This window comes from Winogradskyella arenosi (assembly GCF_003337305.1).
GTDB classification, from domain to species: Bacteria; Bacteroidota; Bacteroidia; order Flavobacteriales; family Flavobacteriaceae; genus Winogradskyella; species Winogradskyella arenosi.
The window spans coordinates 474,548-500,262 of the sequence record NZ_QPJO01000001.1 but is presented as its reverse complement, the minus strand read 5'-3'; the positions used below and the strand labels follow the sequence as shown (position 1 = coordinate 500,262).

The 25,715-nt window shown below is 35.0% G+C and carries 20 protein-coding genes and 1 tRNA gene; 10 read left to right on the top strand and 11 right to left on the bottom strand.

The features are described 5' to 3' along the window. Position 1: 1 nt before the first annotated feature. The 4 genes from DFQ08_RS02070 to mce form a co-directional block, all read right to left on the bottom strand. Complete coding sequence (locus DFQ08_RS02070; RefSeq protein WP_114308132.1) at positions 2-2,488, bottom strand: N-6 DNA methylase; 2,487 nt, start codon at positions 2,486-2,488, stop codon at positions 2-4. Positions 2,489-2,556: 68 nt separating this feature from the next. After that, the gene (locus DFQ08_RS02065) at positions 2,557-3,555 is read right to left on the bottom strand and encodes a helix-turn-helix transcriptional regulator (protein WP_114308131.1); all 999 of its coding nucleotides are present in this window, start codon (positions 3,553-3,555) and stop codon (positions 2,557-2,559) included. A 345-nt stretch (positions 3,556-3,900) separates the two neighbouring features. Further along, positions 3,901-3,974: transfer RNA gene (locus DFQ08_RS02060), tRNA-Ile, on the bottom strand. Between the two features lie 80 nt (positions 3,975-4,054). Further along, positions 4,055-4,459, bottom strand: a complete 405-nt coding sequence (gene mce / locus DFQ08_RS02055) for a methylmalonyl-CoA epimerase (RefSeq protein WP_114308130.1) — start codon at positions 4,457-4,459, stop codon at positions 4,055-4,057. A 118-nt stretch (positions 4,460-4,577) separates the two neighbouring features. Between mce and rbfA the strand changes: the two genes are divergently transcribed. Together rbfA and DFQ08_RS02045 are read left to right on the top strand one after the other, a co-directional pair. Further along, positions 4,578-4,976, top strand: a complete 399-nt coding sequence (gene rbfA / locus DFQ08_RS02050; RefSeq protein ID WP_114308651.1) for a 30S ribosome-binding factor RbfA — start codon at positions 4,578-4,580, stop codon at positions 4,974-4,976. Between the two features lie 69 nt (positions 4,977-5,045). Then, on the top strand, positions 5,046-6,179 hold the full coding sequence (locus DFQ08_RS02045; RefSeq protein ID WP_317048370.1) for an ABC transporter permease: 1,134 nt from the start codon (positions 5,046-5,048) through the stop codon (positions 6,177-6,179). Between the two features lie 154 nt (positions 6,180-6,333). Here DFQ08_RS02045 and dusB read toward each other — a convergent pair whose 3' ends face one another. After that, on the bottom strand, positions 6,334-7,323 hold the full coding sequence (dusB, locus tag DFQ08_RS02040; protein WP_114308128.1) for a tRNA dihydrouridine synthase DusB: 990 nt from the start codon (positions 7,321-7,323) through the stop codon (positions 6,334-6,336). A gap of 104 nt (positions 7,324-7,427) precedes the next feature. Next, positions 7,428-8,672 (bottom strand): M28 family peptidase, encoded by a 1,245-nt coding sequence (locus DFQ08_RS02035; protein ID WP_114308127.1) that lies wholly within the window; start codon positions 8,670-8,672, stop codon positions 7,428-7,430. Between the two features lie 151 nt (positions 8,673-8,823). On the opposite strand from DFQ08_RS02035, the gene DFQ08_RS02030 reads away from it, so the two are divergent. After that, complete coding sequence (locus DFQ08_RS02030) at positions 8,824-9,927, top strand: TolB family protein (protein WP_114308126.1); 1,104 nt, start codon at positions 8,824-8,826, stop codon at positions 9,925-9,927. A gap of 30 nt (positions 9,928-9,957) precedes the next feature. Here the strand turns inward: DFQ08_RS02030 and DFQ08_RS02025 are convergent, their stop codons facing one another. Further along, on the bottom strand, positions 9,958-12,375 hold the full coding sequence (locus DFQ08_RS02025) for a TonB-dependent receptor domain-containing protein (protein WP_114308125.1): 2,418 nt from the start codon (positions 12,373-12,375) through the stop codon (positions 9,958-9,960). A 153-nt stretch (positions 12,376-12,528) separates the two neighbouring features. Here DFQ08_RS02025 and lepA point away from each other — a divergent pair, with 153 nt between their 5' ends. Continuing rightward, a complete protein-coding gene (gene lepA, locus DFQ08_RS02020; RefSeq protein ID WP_114308124.1) occupies positions 12,529-14,325 on the top strand; it encodes a translation elongation factor 4 in 1,797 nt (598 codons plus the stop codon). Between the two features lie 94 nt (positions 14,326-14,419). Here lepA and DFQ08_RS02015 read toward each other — a convergent pair whose 3' ends face one another. Together DFQ08_RS02015 and DFQ08_RS02010 are read right to left on the bottom strand one after the other, a co-directional pair. Then, entirely contained in the window at positions 14,420-16,327 is a 1,908-nt protein-coding gene (locus DFQ08_RS02015) for a cation:proton antiporter (protein ID WP_114308123.1), read from the bottom strand. Positions 16,328-16,413: 86 nt separating this feature from the next. Beyond that, the gene (locus DFQ08_RS02010) at positions 16,414-16,749 is read right to left on the bottom strand and encodes a DUF202 domain-containing protein (protein ID WP_245935350.1); all 336 of its coding nucleotides are present in this window, start codon (positions 16,747-16,749) and stop codon (positions 16,414-16,416) included. Positions 16,750-16,936: 187 nt separating this feature from the next. Here DFQ08_RS02010 and DFQ08_RS02005 point away from each other — a divergent pair, with 187 nt between their 5' ends. The 6 genes from DFQ08_RS02005 to DFQ08_RS01980 all read left to right on the top strand — a co-directional run bounded on the left by DFQ08_RS02005 (position 16,937) and on the right by DFQ08_RS01980 (position 24,329). Beyond that, positions 16,937-17,797 carry an MBL fold metallo-hydrolase gene (locus tag DFQ08_RS02005; protein WP_114308122.1) on the top strand — a complete coding sequence of 287 codons (861 nt, stop codon included), beginning with the start codon at positions 16,937-16,939 and terminating at the stop codon, positions 17,795-17,797. Between the two features lie 103 nt (positions 17,798-17,900). Continuing rightward, positions 17,901-19,502, top strand: a complete 1,602-nt coding sequence (locus DFQ08_RS02000; RefSeq protein WP_114308121.1) for a S8 family peptidase — start codon at positions 17,901-17,903, stop codon at positions 19,500-19,502. Between the two features lie 3 nt (positions 19,503-19,505). Next, the gene (locus tag DFQ08_RS01995) at positions 19,506-21,305 is read left to right on the top strand and encodes a M1 family metallopeptidase (protein ID WP_114308120.1); all 1,800 of its coding nucleotides are present in this window, start codon (positions 19,506-19,508) and stop codon (positions 21,303-21,305) included. Positions 21,306-21,387: 82 nt separating this feature from the next. After that, the gene (gene rnpA, locus DFQ08_RS01990) at positions 21,388-21,798 is read left to right on the top strand and encodes a ribonuclease P protein component (protein ID WP_114308119.1); all 411 of its coding nucleotides are present in this window, start codon (positions 21,388-21,390) and stop codon (positions 21,796-21,798) included. Further along, positions 21,795-23,429, top strand: a complete 1,635-nt coding sequence (locus DFQ08_RS01985) for a S41 family peptidase (RefSeq protein ID WP_114308118.1) — start codon at positions 21,795-21,797, stop codon at positions 23,427-23,429. Before rnpA ends, DFQ08_RS01985 begins: the two co-directional genes overlap by 4 nt. 60 nt (positions 23,430-23,489) lie before the next feature. Beyond that, positions 23,490-24,329 carry an OmpA family protein gene (locus tag DFQ08_RS01980; RefSeq protein ID WP_114308117.1) on the top strand — a complete coding sequence of 280 codons (840 nt, stop codon included), beginning with the start codon at positions 23,490-23,492 and terminating at the stop codon, positions 24,327-24,329. On the opposite strand, the gene DFQ08_RS01975 is transcribed toward DFQ08_RS01980, so the two are convergent. Continuing rightward, positions 24,330-24,773 (bottom strand): GNAT family N-acetyltransferase, encoded by a 444-nt coding sequence (locus DFQ08_RS01975; RefSeq protein ID WP_114308116.1) that lies wholly within the window; start codon positions 24,771-24,773, stop codon positions 24,330-24,332. It lies immediately after the preceding gene. Positions 24,774-24,797: 24 nt separating this feature from the next. After that, positions 24,798-25,706 carry a cation diffusion facilitator family transporter gene (locus DFQ08_RS01970; protein WP_114308115.1) on the bottom strand — a complete coding sequence of 303 codons (909 nt, stop codon included), beginning with the start codon at positions 25,704-25,706 and terminating at the stop codon, positions 24,798-24,800. Positions 25,707-25,715: the final 9 nt, after the last annotated feature.

The window sequence follows — 25,715 nt, the reverse complement described above, 5'->3', positions numbered from 1 at the left end:
TTTATTTTAGTAATGTTATTAAAAATTCTACGTTATGCGGCATTATTCCAAAGCCCTCATTTTTTATTAAATCAATAGTTCCTTTATGCTTTTTTAAGATTAAGCCTATTAAGAAACCACCGAAACCACTACCAACGTCTGATCTTATTGAACTTCCTTTTGCTAGGAAATCTTGAATGGTAAACTCTGGTGGTAATGGTAAGCCATTATTTCGGATTGACAACTGAAATGAAATCGCATCTTTGGCCTTAATCTCTAACCAAATTATTGGTTTTTCTATACTATCTTTAAACCCATGTTTTATAGCATTTGTAATAAAATTATGCATTAAGATTCTTAATTGTTTACGGTCTGACAAAAACTCTACTTCTTTCCCAGTTATTTTAAATTGAATATTGGGATATTCTGAAGCAATGTTTTGTAAAAATTTCTTAAGCTGAATGTTTTCTTTTATTGGCTCTGAAATTGAAATTATTTTTATCGCTTGCTCTAAAATATAATCCATATCGGTTACAGCACGTTCCATTCTGTCCAGTGTGTTTTTTAAGGTATGGATTTCAATTTGCTCTGGTGTATCTGTATCAAATACCGGTACAATAGTTTCGTTACTTTCAATTGTATCTTTGGCTTTTATTTTTTTATTTAAAAAAGATTTTATTGATGTAAAATCATTGCCCAAACTAGATAAGGGTTGTTTAAGTGTATGCTTAAGCGTTTTAATAAAATCTTGTTCTTGGTTTGTAACACTTTCACTTCGAACTGGTTTTTCCGATTTCCTAAACTCTTTAAAAAGAATATTTTTTTGCTCTTCTAGACTTGGAATCTGAATTTGAATTTCCATTAAATCCTTAAGGCTTAACCTAGCTATTGTGGCTCCTCTGGAATAATATTCTACTTGTTTAGTTACATAGGGTTGTGTAAATTCTCTTGCTACATATTCATCTAAAACCTCACTGTCATAAAATTTCAACCAATATACATTATGCCCCAATACAAATGACATATCATTTGGTAAAACAGATGCTTTAATTTTGTTGTTAAATGCACTTAACACTAAACCACCCTTAACTAAATTTTTATCGATATTTTCAATTTCATCATGGTCTATACCGAGCATATTGTCTTTGGGTTCAAAATAAAGACCATTTTTATCGATGTCTCCCATTTTGATTAGCTTAAACTCACCGCCCACGTACAAACTTTCTTTGTTTTTGAACATAGCGCCGTACTTACGCTGTTTTAATAATTGACCAATATGATATAATTTATGATCAGGTTTTATCTCAATATCATCAATATCAATCACATATCGCTTTGGGTTTAAATCGTAATTAAAGAGGTTATTATAAGTTATAGTTCTGGAAACATCTCTAACATATCGTTTATTATTTATTGTTCTAACCACCTCTGACATATCACCTTTTAGGGTATTTGAGGCATCTAAAAAGAACACCTGATTATCTCTAATATTAAAATCGAAAATAAGCATGGATACTTGCATTCCTGTATTTTCTATCATACCACTAGGAAGTGCTATAACAGCTTCTAATGTACCTGAGTTTATAATTTGTTCTCTTGCCTCTCTATTAAAGAGTACTTGACTGCTTAAAATACCGGATGGCGCTATTAAAATGGCCTTATCTAAATTGATATTATTATTTTGTAATTTTGATAACATCACATCAAACTCACCATTAGAATTTACGCCCGACCTTCTTCTGAATGGTGGAATGAAAATGCCTGTAGTTGTTGTTTGAGGTGCTATATGGTTAGGATTTCCTCGATCAATTAATTTTGAAACTAACCTGTTTATATGGCTACGATATTCGAATTCATTAAAAAGGTTGTGATTATAGTTTTCTTTGATAGAAAATGATGCATTTTTGTTATCAGCCGCAATTTTTAAAACGAAGTCATTAAATCCTTCAAAATAAGTTTCGATACTATTATCATTATATTGAAACCAATTTAAGCCAGATAGCACTGTAATTAAACTATCGCTTAACCTTAAGGATCTATTGTTATTTGAATGTTTAAAAAACCAGTTACAAAGTTTATGAGCCACCAGTAATTTCTCTCTTGAACGCTTATTTCTATTTGTAAAATTTATTTCTGGTTCTGAAATAATATTATAAAAATATTCATGATTATTTTCATGTAATATGTCTTCAAGAGCGCGAACAAGGACATCGTTTTTATTTGCCCAACCAAACGTTTTTATAGTTTTAGATTCATGCATCAACTTATTACGATAGTGTTGAAATTTTAAGCTAACAATATCATCTTTTACCAATTTAATTTTTCCAGATTCTCTTGTAAATAATTTTGAATAGTTATTGGCTCTTGTTGTGACCTGTGAAGCAGATACAGGAAGACCGTCTTTACGTTTGTAAAGTTTAAGATTATTTATAATATCAGCTATATCTCTTGAAAAAAGAGGTTTTTCTGCGTTTTGTAGTACTTGTTCTATTGCTTCGTGTAAGGTCATAAATGTATTTTCTCTATTTACTTTTACTCTGCAAATTAACAACTTAACTACGCAGAGTAACCGCACAGTTATTCTTTATAAAACTGTCGCATTTTATTTGAATGTTCTCTCATTTGCTCTTTTAAAGATTCTGGTTCTAACACCTCTAATTCTTGACCATAGGACAATAACTGTTGCACTAATTCTTTATTAATTATTGTCTCAAACCAAACTTGATCTTGTTTTTCTTCTTCAAAAAACTCTTCGTAATCTGGTTGAAATGGTTTTGTTTTAAAATAATTTTCCCTTCCATTATGGAAACGTAAAACTACGCGCTCTACATTTTCGTTTATTCTGGTTACACCAACCATTGTTCTGAAAAACATTTCCCAATCTTTGTCCGAATCTAAATAATTGACATCATCAAGTGTTTCAAAACTGATAAGTCTTTCATCTAATGGAATACACCATGCTGTAATAGCTTTAGTTTTATTATACCCAAAAACAAACCACCGTCTATTGTATTGTTTTAAAATATGTGGGTGAAATTCAAATACTGATGATTCCTTATCTTTAAAGCCTTTGTAAACTATTTTTAAAACTTGCTTTTTCTTGATAGCTAGATATAATGGCTTAAGGTGATTTATACCCTTGTATTCTTCGTTATGATCATAAAATAATATTCTAGATTCGTCGTTTTCTTGCTCCTCTTCATCTTGAAACTTGATTAAGGCTTCTGCCAGTTTGTTATACTTAGGATGGTTTTCAAAACGATCAAGTAATTGTTGAGCTGCTTCAATTAGATACTGTTCGTAAGGCAATAGTGGACGTTTGGATATAGAAAAGTTAGAGTCCGTATATTTTAGTATTCTTATTTTAGAAGGCAAAGGTGCTCCGAAACCATTTTCTTCATCTCTTAAGACCTTAAGATCTTCACGAAGTGTTCTAATTGCAATACCCTCACCTGGATAATACTCTGCTATTTTTTCATTTAATACTTTTAAAATTTCATCGAAAGTATAGGATTTATTTCGAAAGCAATAATCTAAAATGTTATACCTTAAATGCGCATGTTTACTATTTGCCATAGTCAAATAACTTATTTATTTTTATTAAACACTACTCCAGTAGTAATGAATTTATCTTCCTGTTCATGACTCTTTCATTCATATGAAATTTACGGTTTTATAAATCGGGCTAATTGAAGATTAAAGAATAGGATTTCTATTAAAATATCCTATATAACATATTTAAACTAAAAAGGTCTAATGGCCGTTAAATTCACATAATTTAATACCCATTGAGGCATTTCAAATATAGGCTATTAATAGAAAATTGGAAAAAGAAAGTATAGTGGAAAGAATGTTTGTCCCTATTGTTGTCCCCTTAATAACACAAAGCCCCGTAAACATTGAGTTTACGGGGCTTTTTAGTGGTCCCACTTGGGCTCGAACCAAGGACCACCTGATTATGAGTCAGGTGCTCTAACCAACTGAGCTATGGGACCATTAACATTGCTGCTAATTTTTACTCTTCGTTAAAAGAGTGTGCAATATTACTACATATTTTAAAACTGGCAAAGTATTTTTATCCCTTTATATCCTGACACAACTCAATTAATACCCCATTAGTAGATTTTGGATGTAAAAAAGCAATTAATTTATCATCCGCGCCCAGTTTAGGACTTTTATGAATTAGGGTAAATCCTTCTTGTGTTAAACGCTCTATTTCAGCTTCAATATCATCAACAGCAAAGGCAATATGATGCATCCCCTCCCCGCTTTTGGCAATAAATTTAGCAATTGGGCTCTCGGGATTTGTTGCCTGTAGCAGTTCTATTTTATTAGGTCCACACTGAAAAAACGAGGTTTTAACCCCTTCCCGCTCGACTTCTTCAACTTTATAATGGGCTTCACCGAATAAGGTAGCAAAAAGCTGATTAGACTGCTCAATATCTTTAACAGCAATACCGATATGCTCTATTTTTTTCATCTGTAACGGGTTTTATTTTTCTCTTAAAATGGAATATATATGAATAAATTGCATTCAAAAATAAGATTATCTTTAAATAACCTCTACTTTTGCAGATCATTAGTTAATAATGAATATTATGGAAGAATTTACACAAAGACAAAAAAAGATAGGAGGTATACTCCAACAAGATTTAGCTGAAGTTTTACAAAAAGCCGCTACTGACGGGGGCTTAAGAGGCGTTATTATCTCGGTGAGTAAGGTTAATGTAACTACAGATCTCTCTGTTGCTAAGGTCTATTTAAGTATTTTCCCAAATAAAGAAGCGCAACCTTTATTAGAAGGTATTCAGTCTAATAAACCACTTATTAGACACGAATTAGCACAGCGTACACGTCACCAATTAAGACGTATGCCACAATTAGAGTTTTTTATTGATGATTCTTTAGAATATATTGACGGTATAGAACGTTCCTTAAAAGGAGAAGACAACCCTTTAGAGAATCCAGATTTATTAGGTAAGCGTAAAAAATCTTAAGTGAATTTCCCCCTGTATATAGCAAAACGTTATCTGTTTTCAAAAAGCAGTAATAATGCTATTAATATCATGACTTTAATTGCTTCTGGAGGGGTTATCATCGCTTCAGCAGCTCTCTTTATTGTCTTATCGGTTTTTGCAGGGTTAAAGGATTACAGCCTTAACTTTTCTTCATTTGTTGATCCAGATTTAAAACTTATTCCTTCAGAAGGAAAATCCTTTCAATGGACGGATAACGACCATACCGCTTTATTAAATATTGAGGGTATAACGGCTTATTCCAAAGTGATTGAAGAGCGCATTATTATTAAATCTGACAACAAAAACCTTATTGCCACTCTTAAAGGCGTGGATAACAACTATCTTAATGTTACCCAAATTGATACTATGGTGACTAAAGGCAGTTGGATCCATCCTAACAGCCATGAAGTGGTTTCGGGTTGGGGGATTTCTAACAACCTCTCTTTTGGTATTTTAGATTTTAGAAAATCCTTGTCATTATACGTCCCTAAGGCCGGTAAAGGTCAGGCTAGCTCGGTTAAGGATTATTACAATTCTGTCTTTGTCAATAACGTGGGGCTATTTGAAATTAATGAAGAATTAAATAATAATTATATTTTTTCTGATATTTCATTGGCTAAGGAATTGCTTAGTTACAACGCCAATCAGCTCAGTGCTATTGAACTTAAGTTAGCTGCAACAGCCAATGAAGATGATATAAGAGCACAACTTGAAACAACTTTTGGAGATCAACTTAGCATAAAAAATAGAGCCCAACTTAACGATGCTTTATTTAAAATGCTAAATACTGAAAATTTAGCCGTGTATTTAATTTTTACGCTCGTCATTATCATCGCCTTATTTAATGTCATTGGTGCCATCATTATGATGATTTTAGATAAAAAGAATTCACTCAATACCCTGTTTAATTTAGGAACTGAAACAAAAACTATTAAATCTATTTTCTTTTTACAAGGAAGTTTAATGACTGTGGTAAGTGGGTTAATAGGCGTAAGTATAGGCTTGCTTGTGGTCTTTTTACAACTGATGTTTGAATTAGTAATGCTAACCCCAGACTTACCTTATCCGGTTAGAATTAACGCCTTAAATATTCTTATTGTATTAGCTACCATTTTTGGCTTAGGAATCTTGGCTTCTAAGATTGCTTCACAGCGTATTACCCCTAACTTAATTAAAAGCTAAAGACACTTCTCTCCTGCTCTACGGCGGAAAAATCACCAATTGCCTCTTTTGGAATAAAGCTATTTAAAAATTGGATTATACTCAACAAAGCACAGCGCTTCCTTAATTATAAAATATAAGGATTAAACAAGGCTTAGAATGCCTTAACGTATCTCTAAAACTGATAGTCTGCAAACTTATCTAATACCTCGTCAAAAGCCGCAAACACGTCTTTAGAGTCGTCACTAGTAACCATTTTCATACGGTATTCTTTAAAATGAGGAATTCCTTTAAAATAGTTGGTATAGTGTCTACGTGTTTCAAACACGCCAAGCGTTTCGCCTTTCCAATCAATAGCCATCTGAAGATGTCTTCGCGCGGCTTCTACACGTTCTGCTAAAGAAATAGGACCTAGATGCTCACCGGTTTCAAAAAAGTGCTTTACTTGTTTAAAAAACCAAGGGTTTCCTATTGAAGCACGGCCAATCATAGCGCCGTCTAAACCATAAGAATCACGCATTAACATGGCCTTTTCAGGAGTATCAACGTCACCATTACCAAAAACAGGAATATGCATACGTGGATTATTCTTAACTTCTGCGATAGGTTTCCAATCGGCTTCGCCCTTATACATTTGCGCACGGGTTCTACCATGAATAGAAATGGCCTTACAGCCTACATCTTGCAACCGCTCTGCCACCTCTACAATTTTTATAGAATCATGATCCCAACCCAATCGGGTTTTAACCGTAACTGGTAAATTGGTACGTTTTACCATTTCCGCTGTCAACTGCTCCATTAAACAGATATCCTTTAAAATCCCTGCTCCTGCACCTTTAGACACTACTTTTTTAACCGGACAGCCAAAATTAATATCTATAATATCTGGATTGGATTTTTCAACAATATCAATGGTTTGCAACATACTCTCCATATTAGCGCCAAAAATCTGAATCCCAACTGGGCGTTCTTTTTCGTAAATATCCAATTTCATAACGCTTTTAGCAGCGTTACGTATTAAACCTTCACTACTTACAAACTCCGTGTACACTACGTCTGCACCTTGCTCCTTACAGAGGGCTCTAAATGGTGGATCGCTTACATCTTCCATAGGTGCTAGTAGCAATGGAAAGTCTGGTAATTCTATGTCGCCTATTTTAACCAAGAGTATATATTTTGATGCAAAATTACTGCTTTTTATGAAAAGACCTTGCAAGATTTAAAACTTGCAAGGTCTAAGCCATTTATATAAGGTCTATTTCGGTCATTTTAAAACTGAACCTTAGTCTGTATTTCTGTTTCACCGCGCTTTACGGTTATGCCCGCTTCATCACCTTTTTCAAAAACGGAAAGCGCACGCATATAACTCATCATATCTGTAATGGTACTATCGCCTAGCTTTAAAACAACATCTCCTTTTTGTAAACCTGCGTTAAATGCAGGGGTTTCTTCACGAGTGCCGTCAATTCGCATTCCGGTACCATCATATAAATAATCGGGTACAACCCCTAAGCCCACTTTAAAACGTGGTGTAGATTCGGTTTCGTTTTTAGTTTTTCTGAAGGCTAATTCGCCATTATCGTCTAAATCATTAATAATGGTGTAGATATAGTCTGAAATAAGATTCATACCATCATAATTAAGCTTTTCGGCATCGTCACCAGGCTTATGATAATCCTCGTGCTGCCCCGTAAAAAAGTGCAACACTGGGACGTCGATAAGATAAAATGACGTATGATCACTTGGTCCTACCCCGCTTTCATTTTCTACAATCTTGAACTTATCATTATTAGACTTTAAGGTTTGCTTAAACATTGGTGAAGTGCCGGTTCCGTATACGGCCAAAGTGCTATCGGCTTTCATACGACCTACCATGTCCATATTAATCATATAATTAATAGAACTGGCATCAACCGTAGGATTTTTAGAAAAGTAATTAGACCCTAATAAGCCCATTTCTTCGCCCGAAAAAGCCATAAATAGATAGTTATTATGGTCTTTAACTTCAGCTTGCTCATTTTTTACTTTTAAGCGACTCGCTAAATTTAGCATTACCGCTACACCACTAGCATTATCATCGGCTCCGTTGTGGACGGCTTTATCTTCACCACGGTATAAAGATCCTTCGCCCCCATAACCTAAATGATCGTAGTGCGCCCCAATAACCACTGTTGTTGGCGCATTATTATCTATATAACCAATTACATTATGGCCTGTAATTGTACTATCGGCATTGGTGGTAAATTCTACTTCGCTATGCGGATCTGTTTTAGGTTTAAACGAAAAGGACTGCAAATAACCATCCGTTCCCTTAGGCGCCACGCCCATAGCTTTAAAACGTTTTACCAAATATTCTGAAGCTAGAACTTCACCCGCAGTTCCGGTTTGCCTACCTTCTAGCTTATCATTAGCTAAATATTCTACATCAGCTTCAATTTTATTTTCTGCAACTTTAACTTGGTTAGTACAGGAAAAACCTCCTAACATTAAAGATAATAACACTATTTTTTTCATTCTGAATTCTATTTTGAAGACCCTAACTTTAAAGTGATTTAAGACATTCTATTGAAATACTTATAAACTACTATTCCGCTTATATTTCACTATTAAATCTTACTTTTGCCCAAAATTAGGCATTAAATACCACTTATTATAATTCAATATTATGAACAGAATCGTCGCTATTTTATTACTCTTACTTACTGTTTCATCTTGTAAAAATGAAACCGCTAAAACAACAGATACTACTTCTGGTGCTACCAAAAAATACGACTCTTTAATTTACCCTGAAGAAACGCATTTTAAGTCTATGAGACAGGTCACTTTTGGTGGCGATAATGCAGAAGCCTATTGGAGTTTTGACGATAAGCAACTCGTATTTCAATCTAATAACGCCAATTGGAATGTAAGTTGTGACCAAATGTTTTTAATGGATGCCAACCAAACTTTTACAGACAGTATTGCACCACCTATGGTCAGTACCGGAAAAGGGAGAACCACCTGTTCCTATTTTATGCCCGATAACAAACATATCATCTATGCCTCTACACATCTTGGCGATGATGCATGCCCTGATACACCGCTAAGAAAAAATGGAAAATACATCTGGCCCATTTATGATACCTATGATATTTTTGTGGCTGATTTAGAAGGTAATATTGTTAGTCAATTAACTAATGAAGTTGGTTATGACGCAGAACCAACCGTATCTCCTAAGGGCGATAAGATTGTATTTACATCCACACGAAGTGGCGATTTAGAATTGTACACCATGAATTTAGATGGGAGCAATGTAAAGCAAATTACTGATGAATTAGGTTACGATGGCGGGGCTTTCTTCTCTCCAGATGGTACTAAAATTATCTTTAGATCATCGCGCCCTAAAACAGAACAAGAGATTAAAGACTATAAAGATTTATTGGCTGAAGGTTTAGTAGAACCAACGGATATGGAATTGTATATCTGTAATGCTGATGGTTCAGATTTACGCCAATTAACCGATTTAGGAAACGCTAACTGGAGTCCATTTTTTCACCCTTCAGGAGAAAAAGTATTGTTCTCTTCTAACTTTGAATCTGAACGTGGATTTCCATTCAATCTTTATTTAATTGATATTGATGGTAAGAATTTAACACGTGTAACTCATAGTACAACCTTTGATGCTTTCCCTGTATTTTCTAATGATGGAAAGTATTTAGCCTTCTCGTCTAACCGTAATAATGGTGGGGGTAGAGATACCAACTTGTTTATTGCGGAGTGGCAAGATTAATTCCTTAGCGGGTTAATATTTCGTTTTAAATTACTTTAAATTTCCAAGTCTTGTACGCTCTTCTGCACTTGTGCGACGTTCATTAGTGTTAAGTTTAGTGTTCCCAAAATTGTAACGAAAACCAAGTCTAATATAACGCGTATCGGAGTCATTAAAATAAGAATTCCACTGATTTAGGTAACGTTGAGAAGCATCAGTATCTTGAAGATTAAAAAGATCCTCTATAGTTAATGAGATGACGCCTTTTCTTTTCATTATGGATTTAGAGATCCCTAAATCAGAAAACAAACGATGTTCAACCGTATGTAATTTATGGACATTTTTCCCAACCCATGTTAGTGTTAAGCCCACATTTAAACTATTATCTTCTAAAAAAGTTAAGCCATTATAGAGCACACTATAGTTAGACCAACGCTCCATTTTAACGGTACTATTATTAATTTCAACTTCTTCGGTTAAATTAAAAAATGAGGTTATTGCTGAAATATAATAGCGCTCCGTAAGCTGCTTATGGAATAGAAAATCGAAACCATAATCTACTTTACGATCTAAGTTGGTTGGCGTATAAGAAAATATATTGGTAGAGTTGTCTTGATACGCTAACTCTACAATATCTCCATCAAAGTGACTGTAATAAGCCTCTACGCTAAAATGTCTTAAAAAACTAGTTCCTATAACATAATGATTTCTATAACTCGGTGTTAAATTTGGATTTCCCTTAACCACCGTGTTTTCATTTAAATAGAATGTAAAAGGATTCAAATTGGTATATAACGGTCTAGAAATGCTACGTTTATAATTCCCATACACACTAATAGCATCAGAAATATTATACAATAAACTCACATTAGGAAATAAGTTAAGATAGTCCTGTGTATTGGTTTCGCCCATCATTAACGATTCGCCCTCAATATTGGTTTGCTCTAACCTTAGGCCTAAATTAATATCCCATTTTTCCCAAGTGGCGCTATAATTGGTATAGGCTGAAAATACTTTCTCATCATAATTAAAACGATCTGTATTCCCCGTATTTATCACTTCGGTATTTCCAATAATATCAGTTCTTGTAATATCACTATCCGTGTTAACGCTAGAATATTTAAGTCCCATTTCTAAGGTAGAACTATCTTCAAAAGGAAGGTTATAATCTAATTTTCCGGTAATAATATCTGTATTCTGATTGGCTGTGGTATTAAATTCTGAAGCACCAACAAAGGCATCCGTATTGTCGTAATAATTACTTAGTACGTTCTGATCTCTATCATAATCATAAAAGGTATAGTGCGTTTGTGCGGTTAAACTAGCCCCATTTTCAAAATTATGTACAAAACTTAAATCTGTACCAATGTTAAATTTGTTATCTCTAGATAAATTATCGGCTGTAAAACCCGATTGAAACACCGCATTGTCATCATAAATATTAGTACGGTTTGCAATCTTGTACTTAAAATAAGGCGTATAAAGCCCGGTACTAGTTAGGCTCAATGTATTATTATCATCAAAATAATAATCAAAATTTAAATTTAAGTGGTGCGATTCAGACCAGGTATTTCGGTTCACATTAGACTGCCACACTTCTTCTAAGGCGTTGGATTGATCTAAATAATTCACCGTGGCATCGGTATCTCTATTGTGTTTTTGACCCGTATAACTATAGTTAACGTTCAAATTAACCTTATTATTCTTGAAAAAATGACTCGTAGCGGCATTATACCTCGGAAATACACCCTGCGAATAATTCACTACAGCACTCCCTCTATAGCCCGTTATTAAATTTTTGCTCATTATAATGTTAATCACAGAAGCACTATCGGAATCGTAATTAGAAGGAGGAATGGTAATCACCTCTATAGATTTTATACTATTTGCTGGGGCAGTATCTAAGAGCTGTATTAACTCTTCTGAAGTTAATTGTACTCGTCTGTCATTGATATAGACCGTAGCGGCTACACTTTTTATACTAATACTTCCGTCTGTAACAATAACTCCAGGCGTATTTTTTAATACACTTAAGGTAGATCCTTCTATAAGAGCCGTATTTTCTACATTAAAAACTAAGCGATCCGGCTTTCTGGTAATGGTTGGTTTTTTAGCAACAACGGTAACTTCACCAAGAGTTTCGGCGGTTTCCTTAAGCGTAATGACTTTTAAATCTAAATCTTTAGTGAGCTCTATTTTTTGATAATAATCCTCAAAACCCATATAGCTAATCTTTAAAAAGAAGCTATCTTCTTCTAGGCGCTCTAGGGTAAAATGTCCGGTTTCATCGGTAGAGGTTCCGGTTAAATAATCTTCATCGATGGCGTTTAGAACAACAACATTTGCAAATTCTATGGGACGCTGATTGACATCCACAACCTTTCCGGAGACGCTGTATTCTTGTGAGAAAAGAGATAAACTTAAAACAGAAAAAATCACACAAAAACAATGGCGTAAGCTAATAATCATAAAATTAGGTTTGTTTTGCAATATATAAATTGTTTTTTTAATTCTCTTGTGGTTTTTACGTAATGCTTATACTTTTTATTGTTGAAATTGATACCTTAATGCACAAGAATTCGATTATATTTGCAAATTAGATTATTGCCTTAGAATAAAGACATGAAAAACATTCGTAATTTTTGTATTATAGCCCATATTGATCACGGTAAAAGTACCCTGGCCGACCGTTTATTAGATGTTACAGGTTCTGTAACCGCGCGTGAACAACAAGCGCAACTTTTAGACAGTATGGATTTGGAACGTGAACGAGGCATCACTATTAAGTCGCATGCCATTCAAATGGATTATATATACAAAGGAGAAAACTATGTTTTAAACCTTATTGACACGCCTGGCCACGTTGATTTTTCTTATGAAGTATCACGATCTATTGCCGCTTGTGAAGGCGCGTTATTAATTGTAGATGCCGCACAAAGTATTCAAGCACAAACCATTTCTAACCTGTATTTAGCTTTAGAAAATGATCTAGAGATTATTCCTGTTTTAAATAAAGTCGATTTACCAAGTGCCAATCCAGAAGAAGTTACAGATGATATTGTAGATCTTTTAGGTTGCGATCCTGAAGAGGTCATCCATGCTAGTGGAAAGACCGGTTTTGGTGTTGAAAATATTTTAGAAGCCATTATTGAACGTATTCCGGCGCCAGTAGGAAATGTAGATGAACCTTTACAAGCCTTAATTTTCGACTCTGTTTACAATACCTTTAGAGGTATTGAAACTTACTTTAGAGTCTTTAATGGGGAAATTAAAAAAGGACAAAAAATTAAGTTCGTCGCTACGGATAAGGAATATTTTGCAGATGAAGTAGGAACCTTAAAACTAAATCAAGTTGCAAAACAAAGCGTAAAAGCAGGTGATGTAGGCTACTTAATTACAGGAATTAAAACGGCAAAAGAAGTTAAGGTAGGAGATACCATTACAGATTTTGCTAATCCAACCACCAATATTATTGGAGGATTTGAGGACGTGAAACCTATGGTTTTTGCCGGAATTTACCCTGTAGACACCGAAGATTATGAGGAGTTAAGAAACTCTATGGAAAAATTACAACTTAATGATGCGTCATTGGTTTTTGCTCCAGAAAGTTCTGCAGCCTTAGGGTTTGGATTCCGTTGTGGTTTCTTAGGAATGCTTCATATGGAAATTATCCAAGAACGTTTAGAACGTGAGTTTGATATGACCGTGATTACCACCGTACCTAACGTATCTTACCATGCCTATACCAATAAAAACCCTGATGAAGCTTTTATTGTAAATAATCCAAGTGATTTACCCGAACCTACAACCGTAAATAGGGTAGAGGAACCTTTTATAAAAGCCACTATTATTACCAAATCTGATTTTGTTGGAAACGTAATGAGTCTTTGTATAGAAAAACGAGGAATGATTGTAAATCAGACCTATTTAACCACAGAACGTGTAGAATTAATTTTTGAAATGCCACTCGCAGAAATTGTTTTTGATTTTTACGATCGTTTAAAAACGGTTTCTAAAGGTTATGCCTCTTTTGATTACCACCCAATTGGTATGAAAACCTCTAAATTAGTACGTTTAGACGTTTTATTAAACGCTCAGCCTGTAGATGCACTATCAGCATTAATCCACGCTGATAACGCTCATAACATCGGTAAAAAGATGTGTGAAAAATTAAAGGAATTAATTCCAAGACAACAGTTCGATATTCCAATTCAAGCTGCCATTGGAGCGAAAATTATTGCGCGTGAAACCGTTAAAGCCTTAAGAAAAGATGTTACCGCTAAATGTTATGGTGGAGATATTTCTCGTAAACGTAAGTTATTAGAAAAGCAGAAGAAAGGTAAGAAACGTATGCGCCAAGTAGGAAATGTAGAAATTCCTCAGCAAGCCTTTATGGCCGTTTTAAAATTGAATGATTAATTTTTTAATGCCGCTTAAAACTAAAAAAGATTCCTACGAAAGTGGGAATCTTTTTTTATGAATAAAACCGTTTACAAGCTCTTTTTCCAATCAACTATTGTTGTTCTTCATTAGTCACTTTTTCAACGTCATAAGGTTTACCTAAATACACTAATTTGTAGTCTTTCCCTATAGCTTCCGCTTTAGTATCGTAAACCGATATAATATGAAGCTCACCTTCATCATCCTTCAAAAATAAAGGAATCATGTATTTATCCTTACTCGCTAATTCAATAAGACTGGCATAATGCGTTGCATCATCAATGTCAACCTCTTGTATCGCAGGATATTTACGGGTAACTTCCGTTAAGTTTATATAGTCATCGGTAGGAGAAAATAAACCTTCTTTCGGACTCTTATCAGGATCATTCATCTCATCGGAAGTCACCAATCTATAAGAACCATTTTCACCAAACTCTTTACTGAACTTTTCAATGACATAAGCATTAATGTCCGAGTTTCCGGTCATAGCCATAATATAACCAACATCGTTAAGTTCAATATTATCCGAAAGCGTATCCGAATAAATATTACTGCTTAACGCTTCTAATCCCAATTCTTGGGCCTTATCAATATTATTTTGATTGCTATCTATAAGCACCACATGTCTGCCATTGTTTACCAAATAATGCCCTAATAAGCGCGGTAGTTTTGAAGCACCAACAATTAAAATACCATTAGATTTAGTAAGGAATACGCCTACTAAACGGGCAAACAAACGCGCCGTAGTAGCATTTAATAATACGGTACCTAAAACAATCATAAACACCAAAGGTGTAATGTACTCGGCACCTTCAACGCCTTGCTTCATTAGTTTACTTCCAAATAAAGAAGCAATACCTGCCGCTACAATACCACGTGGACCAACCCAGCTGATAAATAGCTTTTCATTGAGGTTTAATTTAGAACCTTGCGTACTTACAAAAACGGCAATAGGCCTAATAACAAAGACCACAATAGCAAAAAGAATAGCCGTTTTCCAAGTGTATAACAAGAGTAAATCTGAAATGTCAATATTAGCCGCTAAAAGGATAAATAAAATAGAAATTAATAATACACTTAAAGATTCTTTAAAGTACAATAGCTCTTTTAAATTCTCTAATTTACTATTTCCTAACACCATCCCCATAACCACTACGGCGAGTAAACCAGACTCGTGAGCAAACAATTCGGACTCCACAAAAACCAAGAGTACCGTAGACAAAGAGACCACGTTTAACAGATAATGTGGAATTAATTTTTTGTTGATAGCAAAGGCTAGGGCATGGGCAAAGGTAAACCCGAAGGTAGTACCAAATAATACAATTTTACCAAACTCAATAAGGGCTGTCTTTGTAAAACCGCTATCGCCACCAACACTAATAAATTCAAAAACCAATACGGCCACTAAGGCCCCAATAGGATCAATTAATATTCCTTCCCACTTCAAGACCGCCGAAACGTCTTTTTTAAGTGGAATATTCCTTAAGATTGGCGTAATTACTGTTGGTCCGGTGACTATGATTAAACCAGCAAATAAGAAGGAAACATCCCAACTTAATTCAAAAATAAAATGTGCTACAATACCGGCACCAAAAAAGGTGATTGCAGAACCTACCGTGATTAATTTAGTAATCACAGGGCCTACATTTTTAATTTCAGAACGCTTAAGCGTTAAGCCTCCTTCAAATAAAATAATACTAATGGCTAAGGACACAAAATAATACAAACTATCTCCTGGAAACAAACCTTTTCCGGTAATGAGCTTTCCAAATTCATCTAATATTGGTTTTCCGTATTGGTCCAATTGAGGATTATAAATAGGTTCAATCCACTTGGTTCCATCTTCACTTAAAAATTCTGCAGCAATAGGGCCTACTAATAATCCTATTAAAATTAAAGGCAAGATAGCAGGAATCTTAAATTTCCACGCCACCCATTGTGCCAATATTCCTAGAATGATAATTCCAGCAAGTTCTAACATTGATTTACTTTTTTTGTGAAAATACTAAATTCTACCTTTATAGCAGATTTAAATTTACATCTTCAACACAATTGCATGTCTTCCCCTTATTCATTTTCATCTTTACTGGCTTCCTTATCTTCCGACTTGTAATACACCCGCTTTAAACTCTTTTTTAATAAGGTAAATCGGTACACCCCAATGATAAAAAACAAAATACTAAACACTAAAGCTCCTAAGGCTAAGTATTCAAAATTTGAAAATTCTTTGAGTTGGAATAAGGCAATAGCCCCTAAAAGTAAGTATAAGGAAGACCGAATGTAGGAGAGAAGGGTACGTTCATTGGCCAAACGTGTCCGCTCAATAGCTAAATAATCGCGTAAAATAACTTGCTGATCGGGCTTAAAATCACGCCCAAAACGTAAGAGTTTGATCTTCTTCATTTTTAAAGGGGATTTTGATAATTTTTCCATGAGACATTCATTTATACCTTCTAAATGTAATTATTTTTAAAGGGAGTTAAAAACTTGTCAAATCAATTTGTTAAATATGCCCTAATAATTGACCGTTTCATCGTTTAATTTTGATGGTTTTAGTACTTTGCACAGTCTATCTTTTTAAATTCAGAATATGAAGCTATATCCTATAGAAAGCGGGAACTTTAAATTAGATGGTGGTGCTATGTTTGGTGTTGTACCCAAACCTTTATGGCAACGTACCAACCCTGCTGATGCGAATAATATGATTGATATAGCAGCGCGCTGCTTATTAATTGAAGATGGGGACCGTCTGATACTTATTGATACGGGTATGGGCAATAAACAAAGCGAAAAGTTTTTTGGCTATTACTACCTTTGGGGCGATCATAGCATTGATAAATCTTTAGCGGCTCATGGTTTTCATCGCGATGATATTACCGACGTATTTATGACCCATTTACATTTTGACCACTGTGGTGGAAGTGTACAATGGAATAAAAACCGTACCGGTTACGAACCCGCCTTTAAAAACGCTCATTTTTGGAGTAATGCAGACCATTGGAAATGGGCTACAGAACCCAATCGTAGAGAACGTGCTTCCTTCTTAAAGGAAAATATCTTACCGATGGAAGAAAGTGGTCAATTAAAATTTACAGGCTTACCTGAAAATCATATTTTAGAAAATTCGGCCCTTGGTTTCGATATTTTTTTTGCAGATGGCCATACCGATAAGCAGATGATTCCTATGATTCATTATAAAGGTAAAACCATTTGTTTTATGGCCGATTTATTACCTACCGTAGGCCATTTACCTATGCCATTTGTTATGGGTTACGATACCAGACCCCTGCTCACCCTAGATGAAAAAGAGCTGTTTCTTAATAAAGCTGCAGACCAAGAACTCTTTTTATTTTTAGAACACGATGCGCATAACGAAATTATTACGGTAAAACATACCGAAAAAGGAGTGCGCCTTAAGGACACTTTTACAACTCAAGAAATATTCAACTAAACATAAACAACATATTCCTAAGCGCGTAATAAGCCTGCTTATTTCTATAAGTAACTGACCTACGTAATAGGAATATGATCATTTAAACTTAAACTAAAAACAAATGAAATTTAATTACAGATCATTAGCATATTTAAGTCTTGCTGGAGCCTTATTTGTAGGTTGTGGTAGTACTGCAGAAATTCTTTCTACACCGATTGAAAATATTGATGCTACACCTCTAAAAGTATCTGATTTAACAGACGCAGAAAAGAAACACTGGGGACATTTAGACCTTATTAAAGATACCATCCCAGGGATGAGTGTAGATAAAGCTTATGATGAAATTATTAAAGACAAAAAAGGAAGTAAAGTTATCGTTGCTGTAATCGATTCTGGTATTGATATTGATCATGAAGATTTACAAAATGTATTATGGACTAATGAAGATGAAATTCCTAATAACGGGATTGACGATGATAAAAATGGCTATATAGATGATATTCATGGTTGGAATTTCTTAGGAGATGCCTATGATGAACAATTAGAATATGTACGCTTAATTGCCAGTGGAGACACTACAGATCCACGTTATGACGAGGCTGTAAAACTTCTTGAAGATGAGTCTAAACAATACGTTGATGCTAAAGCAAGATACGATCAGATTGCGCAAGCTATAAAAGGAGCTGATGCTACTTTAACAAAGCACTTTGGTAAAAGCGATTATACAATTGAAGAGGTAAACGCTATCACAACTGAAGATGAGATGTTATCGCAAGCCATCCAAGTTGCCAATGGAATGAACGCAAATGGTTTTAGTTTAGCGGAAGCTCAAACTGAAATTAACAATGCCTTAGTTGGGATTAACGAGCGTTTAAACTTCCACTTTAATCCTGATTTTTCAGGACGTACAACTGGAGATGATATCAATGATTTATCAGATATCGGATACGGAAATGGTAATGTAAAGCCTGTTAAAAATTCAGAATCTCACGGTACACACGTTGCAGGTATTATTGCTGCAGAGCGTCATAATGGTATTGGTGTAGATGGTGTTGCTAATAATGTAGAAATTATGTCTATTAGAGCAGTACCTAACGGTGATGAGTATGATAAAGATGTAGCCTTAGCTATCCGTTACGCTGTAGATAATGGTGCACAAGTTATTAATGGAAGTTTTGGTAAATCTTTTTCTCCTCATGCAGAATGGGTAAGAGATGCAATTAAATACGCTTCAGATAATGATGTGGTTTTTGTACATGCTGCTGGTAACGACAGTAAAAATGTAGATGAAGGCACAAACTTCCCTGATGACAATGTAAATTTTGTAGAAATTTCTGAAACTTATATCAGAGTTGGTTCAATCACTTCTAAATACGGTTCTAAAATTGTATCAAGTTTCTCTAACTACGGAAAAAAGAACGTTGATGTTTTTGCTCCTGGTTCTGCAATTTACTCAACTTTCCCAGATAACGATTACAAAAGTATCAGCGGTACATCAATGGCCTCTCCATCTGTAGCAGGAGTTGTAGCTTTAGTACGTTCTTACTTTCCTAAATTATCTGCGGCGCAAGTAAAGCAAGTTATTTTAAATTCTGGCTTAGCAATACCGACTAAAGTTGTCGTTGGTGGTGATGCTTCAAATGTGAAACCTTTTTCAGATTTATCGACTTCTGGACGCATTGTCAATGCTTACAACGCCTTAATTATGGCTTCAAAACTATAAGACATGAAATTTTTTAAAATAAATCTCTTATTACTTCTCGTTTTAACATCTTGTGGCTCGGCGGTTCAGCCTAGCGCAGATGTTACAACGACTAGTAAGGTAACCAACCGTTATTGGCAGCAGCATGTAGACTATGCCATGGATATAGACATGGACGTTAACAGCTACCAATACCAAGGGAAGCAAAAATTAGTTTACACTAATAACTCGCCAGACGTATTACACCGAGTGTATTACCATCTTTATTTTAATGCCTTTCAACCTGGTAGCGAAATGGATGTACGCTCACGTACCATTCAAGATCCAGATCCTCGTGTAGGCAGTAGAATTAGTCAGCTTGGTCCTGATGAAATTGGATATATTAAAGTAAATGCACTAAAACAAAATGGTAAAGCCATCAGTTATAATACTGTGGGGACTGTTTTAGAAGTTCGTTTAGCTGAGCCTATTCAACCTGGTGAGAACGTAACTTTCGATATGGATTTTGATGCGCAGGTGCCTGTTCAAATCCGTCGTTCAGGAAGAAACAATAAAGAAGGTGTTGCCTTATCTATGGCGCAATGGTATCCTAAATTAGCGGAATACGATGATGAAGGATGGCACGCAGATCCGTACATCGGAAGAGAATTTCATGGTGTTTGGGGTGATTTTGATATCAAACTAACCATTGATGAAAACTATGTAGTAGGAGGTACCGGATACTTACAAGGTGAACCAACAGTAAAATCAGGAAAGAAAACCCTGCATTTTAAAGCTCCAAATGTACATGATTTTACTTGGGCTGCAGATCCAGATTTTATCCATGATACATTTCAGGTCACTAATGGTCCACTTTTAAACTTCTATTACAAAAAGGATTTAGAGCCTCAATATCTTGAAAACTGGAAAAAACTTCAAGCCGATACGGCAGAGTTAATGTCATTTTTTAGTACTTCTGTTGGGACCTACCCTTATGAGCAGTACTCCGTGATTCAAGGTGGTGATGGTGGTATGGAATATGCAATGTCTACCTTAATTACAGGCCAAAGAAGCTACAGAAGCTTATTAGGCGTTACAGCACATGAGTTAGCCCATACTTGGTTTCAATTTTTATTAGCCAGTAATGAATCTAAGCACGAGTGGATGGATGAAGGGTTTACAACCTATATTTCTACTTTGGCTATGGAACTTTTTAAAGAAAAAAAGAGCGATAATCCACTTGCTAGAACCTATGCAGGTTACATCGCTTTGGCCAATTCTGGGGTAGAGCAACCTTTAACCACACACTCAGACCGCTATAAATATAACCAAGCGTATAGTGCCGCAGCGTACAGTAAAGGCGCGGTATTTTTAGCACAGTTAGGTTATGTTATTGGGCAAGAGAATTTAGAAGCTACCATTAAAAAATACTACCAAGATTTTAAATTTAAACACCCTAAGCCCTTCGATATTATCCGAACAGCAGAACGCGTTACAAACTTAGAATTGGATTGGTATTTTATAGATTTTGCACAAACCACTAACACTATTGATTATGCTGTAAATGCGGTAGAAGGCAATACAATTACGCTAGAACGTATTGGTTTAATGCCAATGCCTATAGATTTAGAAGTGACTTATGTAGATGGTACAACGGAATCATTTTATATTCCATTACAAATGATGCGTGGTGAAAAACCAACTTCAGCAACGCTTATTAACGATTGGGCTTGGGCTATACCAACCTATACTTTTGAAGCTAAAAAAGCTGTAAAATCTGTTGAAATTGATGCCTCACAAAGGATGGCAGACGTAAAACGAGAAAATAATGTATGGTCTAAATAAGCCTTACCAATAATATAAATCTCACAAAACCGCATCAAGTTGATGCGGTTTTCTATTTTTGCGCTATTATAGATGCAACCTAATGAGTTTTAAATACACTAAGAAAGATAAATTAAAAAGTAAAAAGCTAATAGATCAGCTTTTTACAGAAGGGAAAGCCGTTACCGCTTATCCGTTAAGATTGGTGTATCTTAAAACCGAATTTGAGGATGGTTCTCAGCTAAAAACAGGAGTTTCGGTGAGCAAGCGTTTGCACAAAACCGCTGTGGCTAGAAATCAAATTAAAAGACTCTTACGTGAGGTATATCGCCTTAATAAACCACAGTATTTTAACACTAATTCGCATTCTTATGCGTTTATGATTTTGTACCTTAGTAAGGATGCCACCACCTTTGATAAACTGAATAAGAGCATCCAACAGTTATTTAAAAAATTTTTACTTAAAAATGAGCCTTTGATTGAAACATCAGAGTCCAATACGTCTGAAACATGAAAACATTGCTTCAAAAAAAAATAGTCATTCCCGCAATTGCCCTTCTCATTTTCTTTAGCACTACGGCTTTTAAAAATGACTTTTTTGAAATCGCAAAACAGATTGAAATCTTTACCACACTTTTCAAAGAAATTAATATGAATTATGTGGATGATACCAATCCTGGTGACCTTATGGATACCGCGATAAAAAGCATGTTAGATGATTTAGATCCTTACACACAATTTTACAACGAACAAGACGTAGAAGCCTCTAGAATTAATAATGCCGGTGATTATACAGGTATTGGAGCCAAAGTCTTAACCTTAGAAGATAAACTAGTTATTGTAGAACCTTACCAAGGATATGCGGCTGACAAAGCAGGCCTTAAAGCAGGTGATGAAATTATTAAAGTTGATAAAATATCGGTGGCCGATTTTAAAGATGATGCGGCCAATTTATTACAAGGCGCCGCTGGTACAGAAGTAGCGGTTACTTACAAAAGACAAGGTAAAACAGCTACCGTTTCTATCATTAGAGAGTCTTTAGAAATCAAAGCTGTACCCTATTACAACATGATTGATACGCATACCGGTTATGTAGTGCTTAGAAAATTTAACCAAAAAGCATCCGCCGAAACCATCAGTGCTATTAAAGCCTTAAAGAATCAAGGCGCCACGCAACTTATTTTAGATCTTAGAGGTAATCCTGGAGGTTTACTAAGTGAAGCTGTCAATGTTACCAATATTTTTGTCCCTAAAGATCAGTTGGTAGTAACCACTAAATCTAAAGTAAAGAAATACAACAAAACCTATTATACGCAACGCGAACCCGTAGATACACAGATGCCATTGGTCGTTTTAATTAACGGTAAAAGTGCCTCTGCAAGTGAAATCGTTTCGGGCGCTTTACAAGATATGGACCGTGCCGTTGTAGTTGGAACACGTAGTTTTGGAAAAGGTCTTGTTCAACGTCCAAAAGCCCTAACCTATGGCACGCAAATGAAAATTACAATCTCTAGATATTATACCCCATCTGGACGTTGTATTCAGGCTTTAGATTATTGGAATCGCGATGAAAATGGAAAAGCCACCAGAACAAAGCAAGAAAACTATAACGCCTTTAAAACTAAAAATGGCCGTAATGTTTACGATGGTGGTGGTGTAGAACCCGATGTAGAAGTGGAATTCTCTAAACATACACCGGTAACTAAAGCGATCTCGACTGAAAATTTAATATTCAACTTTGCTACCGAGTATTATTACAACAATAAGGTTGAAGATTTAAAGACCTTTGAACTCTCTAATGCGGATTTCAAAAACTTTAAAAACTACGTCAAAAAAAGCGGCTTTAATTTTGAAACTAAAACAGAAAAGGCTTTAAACGAAGCTATTTTAGTGGCTAAAGAAGAAGCTTTAGACAACGTCATTGCCTCCGATTTTAAAGATTTAACCCAAACTTTAGAAGCCTATAAAACCATGGCTATCGAGGAGAATAAAACCCAACTAAACGCCTTACTCACCGATGAGATTATTAAGCGTTATTTTTATAGTGAAGGGCTTTATACCTACTACACCAGTCACAATTCAGAAATAAAAAAGGCTTTAAGCATTCTAAATAATCCTACTCAATATGCGAGTATTTTGAGGTAGAACATTATTTTTCTATATTTATTGACACAATCCTTTTCTGCAACAAGAAAATTACAACAAATGAAATCCCTTATTATCTTTTTATGCTTTTGTTTTCAATTGTCTTTTGCTCAAAAGGAATTGAAACACGAGGTCTATTTCGAAACAGATCAGCACGACATTCCCGAAACCGAGCATAGTAGATTATTACTTTTCTTATCTAAAATTAAAGATATTAATATCGAAAAGGTTACCATATACGGTTTTACGGATGATAGAGGTAGCGACAATTATAACTTAGTTTTATCTCAGAATAGAGCCGATGCCATAAAAAAAGTGTTTTCTGATAATAAATTTGACGAGTCAAAAATGACTAATGTCGATGGAAAAGGAAAAATTTTGGTGAACATTATTAAGGAAAATGATCTTAATAAAATCCGTGGATTAAACCGAAAAGTAGAGATTATTGTAACGCCGTTATCCCCACCAGAACCTGTAGTTGTAGAGGCACCAAAACCAGAAAGCACTGAAGATTTATTAAAGGGTGACCTTAAAGAAGGCGATAAAATTCTTTTAGAAAATCTATTATTTAGAACCGGGTATAGCTATTTAACAAAGGAATCTAAACTAGTTCTTGATAGAATTGCTGAAATATTAGCCAAAAGAACCAACATCTATTTCACTATTGAAGGTCATGTGTGCTGTACACAAGGGCAAAGAGATGCGGTTGATCGTAAGACTAAAAAGCGTAATTTATCGCTAGCAAGAGCTAAGTATATCTATGATTATCTAATAGACAAAGGTGTAAAGCATTACCGTATGAAATTTGCCGGAATGCGTAGAAAATATCCCCTTGGTGGCGAACCAGAATTAGATCGACGTGTAGAAATTGTGGTGACTCGCGTTTACGATGAAGACTAATTAAGACATGATCATATTAATATGCGGAATACCATCTTCTAGGTAATCCTCACCAACAGCAACAAATCCTAAGTTTGTATAGAACCCTATTAAGTAGCGTTGTGCCGAAATTCGGATACTCGTCGTGTTATAATGCGATTTAATAGCTGCAATAGAAGCTTCCATAATAGTATAGCCATAATTTAGCTTCCGTGCCTTAGATCTCACTATAACGCGTCCAATACTGCTTTCCTTAAAATAATATCCTGCATCAAAAATGCGGGTGTAGGCCACTAATTCACCTTCACTATACCCTAAAACATGAAGCGCTTTTTGGTCTTTTCCGTCGATATCTTGGTAAACACAATCTTGTTCTACAACAAAAACTTCACTACGCAATTGTAGCAATTCATAGAGCTCTTGAGTGGATAATTCATCAAAAGTTTTTATTTTAATAGCTAACATACTTAATCTTTATAATGACGAAATTTAATCTTGAACGATAACTTCTTTAGGGTCTTCTTTATTAAATTCTGGTTGAATGGTAACATGATTAATATTGAATTTCTCATGCAATAACGTTTCTATCTTCAGCAATAAATCGTTAAAAGCGGTAATAGAAATGTCCTCTTTAAGGTCTAAATGCGCTTCTAAATGCAACTCATCATCGCTTAAATTCCAGAGATGCACATGGTGTATTTTAGCCACTTTTGGAAGCTTATTTACAGCTCTAACCACCTCTTTAATACTAATAGTGTCTGGCGTAAATAACATGAGCATTTTAGTAGACACCTTTAAAAGGTCATAAGCCACCCAAATTAAATACAAAGCAATAAGGAGGGTTAGTAAACTATCTACCCAAAAAAGCTGGTAAAATTTCATTAATATACCTCCAATTAATACCGCCACACTGGCTAACATATCGGTAAATAAATGCAAATATGCGGAGCGCATATTGATGTTATTCTTTGCATCTTTTCGTAAAAGGAGCACACTTAAACCATTCCCAATAATCGCAATTATAGACAAAGCGATCACCAAATCTGAGGCCACTTCATGCGGATCACTAAACCGTTTTATCGCCTCAATAATTAATAAAACAGCAACAATAATTAGTGTGGAAGCATTGATAAATGCGGCCAAAATTTCAGCTCTTTTATAGCCAAAAGTTCTATTAATTGAAGCCTTTTGTTTTGATAATTTAGAGGCGATATAGCTCACGATTAAAGACACCACATCACTAAAATTATGCAAGGCATCACTAAGCAGTGACAGACTCCCAGAAAGGAGTCCACCCACCACTTGTGCTAAGGTGATAACAATATTTAAAACAATAGATATTAAGAGCTTTTTGCCGCTTAAATCTGTTGCAGGAATATGGGGATGTGAATGACTCATGGTCTACCT

What these genes read in the sequence shown, in the direction of transcription:
- DFQ08_RS02070 (WP_114308132.1), bottom strand. Translation starts at nt 2,488, where the DNA reads ATGACCTTACACGAAGCAATAGAACAAGTACTACAAAACGCAGAAAAA.
- DFQ08_RS02065 (WP_114308131.1), bottom strand. Translation starts at nt 3,555, where the DNA reads ATGGCAAATAGTAAACATGCGCATTTAAGGTATAACATTTTAGATTAT.
- mce (WP_114308130.1), bottom strand. Translation starts at nt 4,459, where the DNA reads ATGAAAAAAATAGAGCATATCGGTATTGCTGTTAAAGATATTGAGCAG.
- rbfA (WP_114308651.1), top strand. Translation starts at nt 4,578, where the DNA reads ATGGAAGAATTTACACAAAGACAAAAAAAGATAGGAGGTATACTCCAA.
- DFQ08_RS02045 (WP_317048370.1), top strand. Translation starts at nt 5,046, where the DNA reads ATGACTTTAATTGCTTCTGGAGGGGTTATCATCGCTTCAGCAGCTCTC.
- DFQ08_RS02035 (WP_114308127.1), bottom strand. Translation starts at nt 8,672, where the DNA reads ATGAAAAAAATAGTGTTATTATCTTTAATGTTAGGAGGTTTTTCCTGT.
- DFQ08_RS02030 (WP_114308126.1), top strand. Translation starts at nt 8,824, where the DNA reads ATGAACAGAATCGTCGCTATTTTATTACTCTTACTTACTGTTTCATCT.
- DFQ08_RS02025 (WP_114308125.1), bottom strand. Translation starts at nt 12,375, where the DNA reads ATGATTATTAGCTTACGCCATTGTTTTTGTGTGATTTTTTCTGTTTTA.
- lepA (WP_114308124.1), top strand. Translation starts at nt 12,529, where the DNA reads ATGAAAAACATTCGTAATTTTTGTATTATAGCCCATATTGATCACGGT.
- DFQ08_RS02015 (WP_114308123.1), bottom strand. Translation starts at nt 16,327, where the DNA reads ATGTTAGAACTTGCTGGAATTATCATTCTAGGAATATTGGCACAATGG.
- DFQ08_RS02010 (WP_245935350.1), bottom strand. Translation starts at nt 16,749, where the DNA reads ATGAAGAAGATCAAACTCTTACGTTTTGGGCGTGATTTTAAGCCCGAT.
- DFQ08_RS02005 (WP_114308122.1), top strand. Translation starts at nt 16,937, where the DNA reads ATGAAGCTATATCCTATAGAAAGCGGGAACTTTAAATTAGATGGTGGT.
- DFQ08_RS02000 (WP_114308121.1), top strand. Translation starts at nt 17,901, where the DNA reads ATGAAATTTAATTACAGATCATTAGCATATTTAAGTCTTGCTGGAGCC.
- DFQ08_RS01995 (WP_114308120.1), top strand. Translation starts at nt 19,506, where the DNA reads ATGAAATTTTTTAAAATAAATCTCTTATTACTTCTCGTTTTAACATCT.
- rnpA (WP_114308119.1), top strand. Translation starts at nt 21,388, where the DNA reads ATGAGTTTTAAATACACTAAGAAAGATAAATTAAAAAGTAAAAAGCTA.
- DFQ08_RS01985 (WP_114308118.1), top strand. Translation starts at nt 21,795, where the DNA reads ATGAAAACATTGCTTCAAAAAAAAATAGTCATTCCCGCAATTGCCCTT.
- DFQ08_RS01980 (WP_114308117.1), top strand. Translation starts at nt 23,490, where the DNA reads ATGAAATCCCTTATTATCTTTTTATGCTTTTGTTTTCAATTGTCTTTT.
- DFQ08_RS01975 (WP_114308116.1), bottom strand. Translation starts at nt 24,773, where the DNA reads ATGTTAGCTATTAAAATAAAAACTTTTGATGAATTATCCACTCAAGAG.
- DFQ08_RS01970 (WP_114308115.1), bottom strand. Translation starts at nt 25,706, where the DNA reads ATGAGTCATTCACATCCCCATATTCCTGCAACAGATTTAAGCGGCAAA.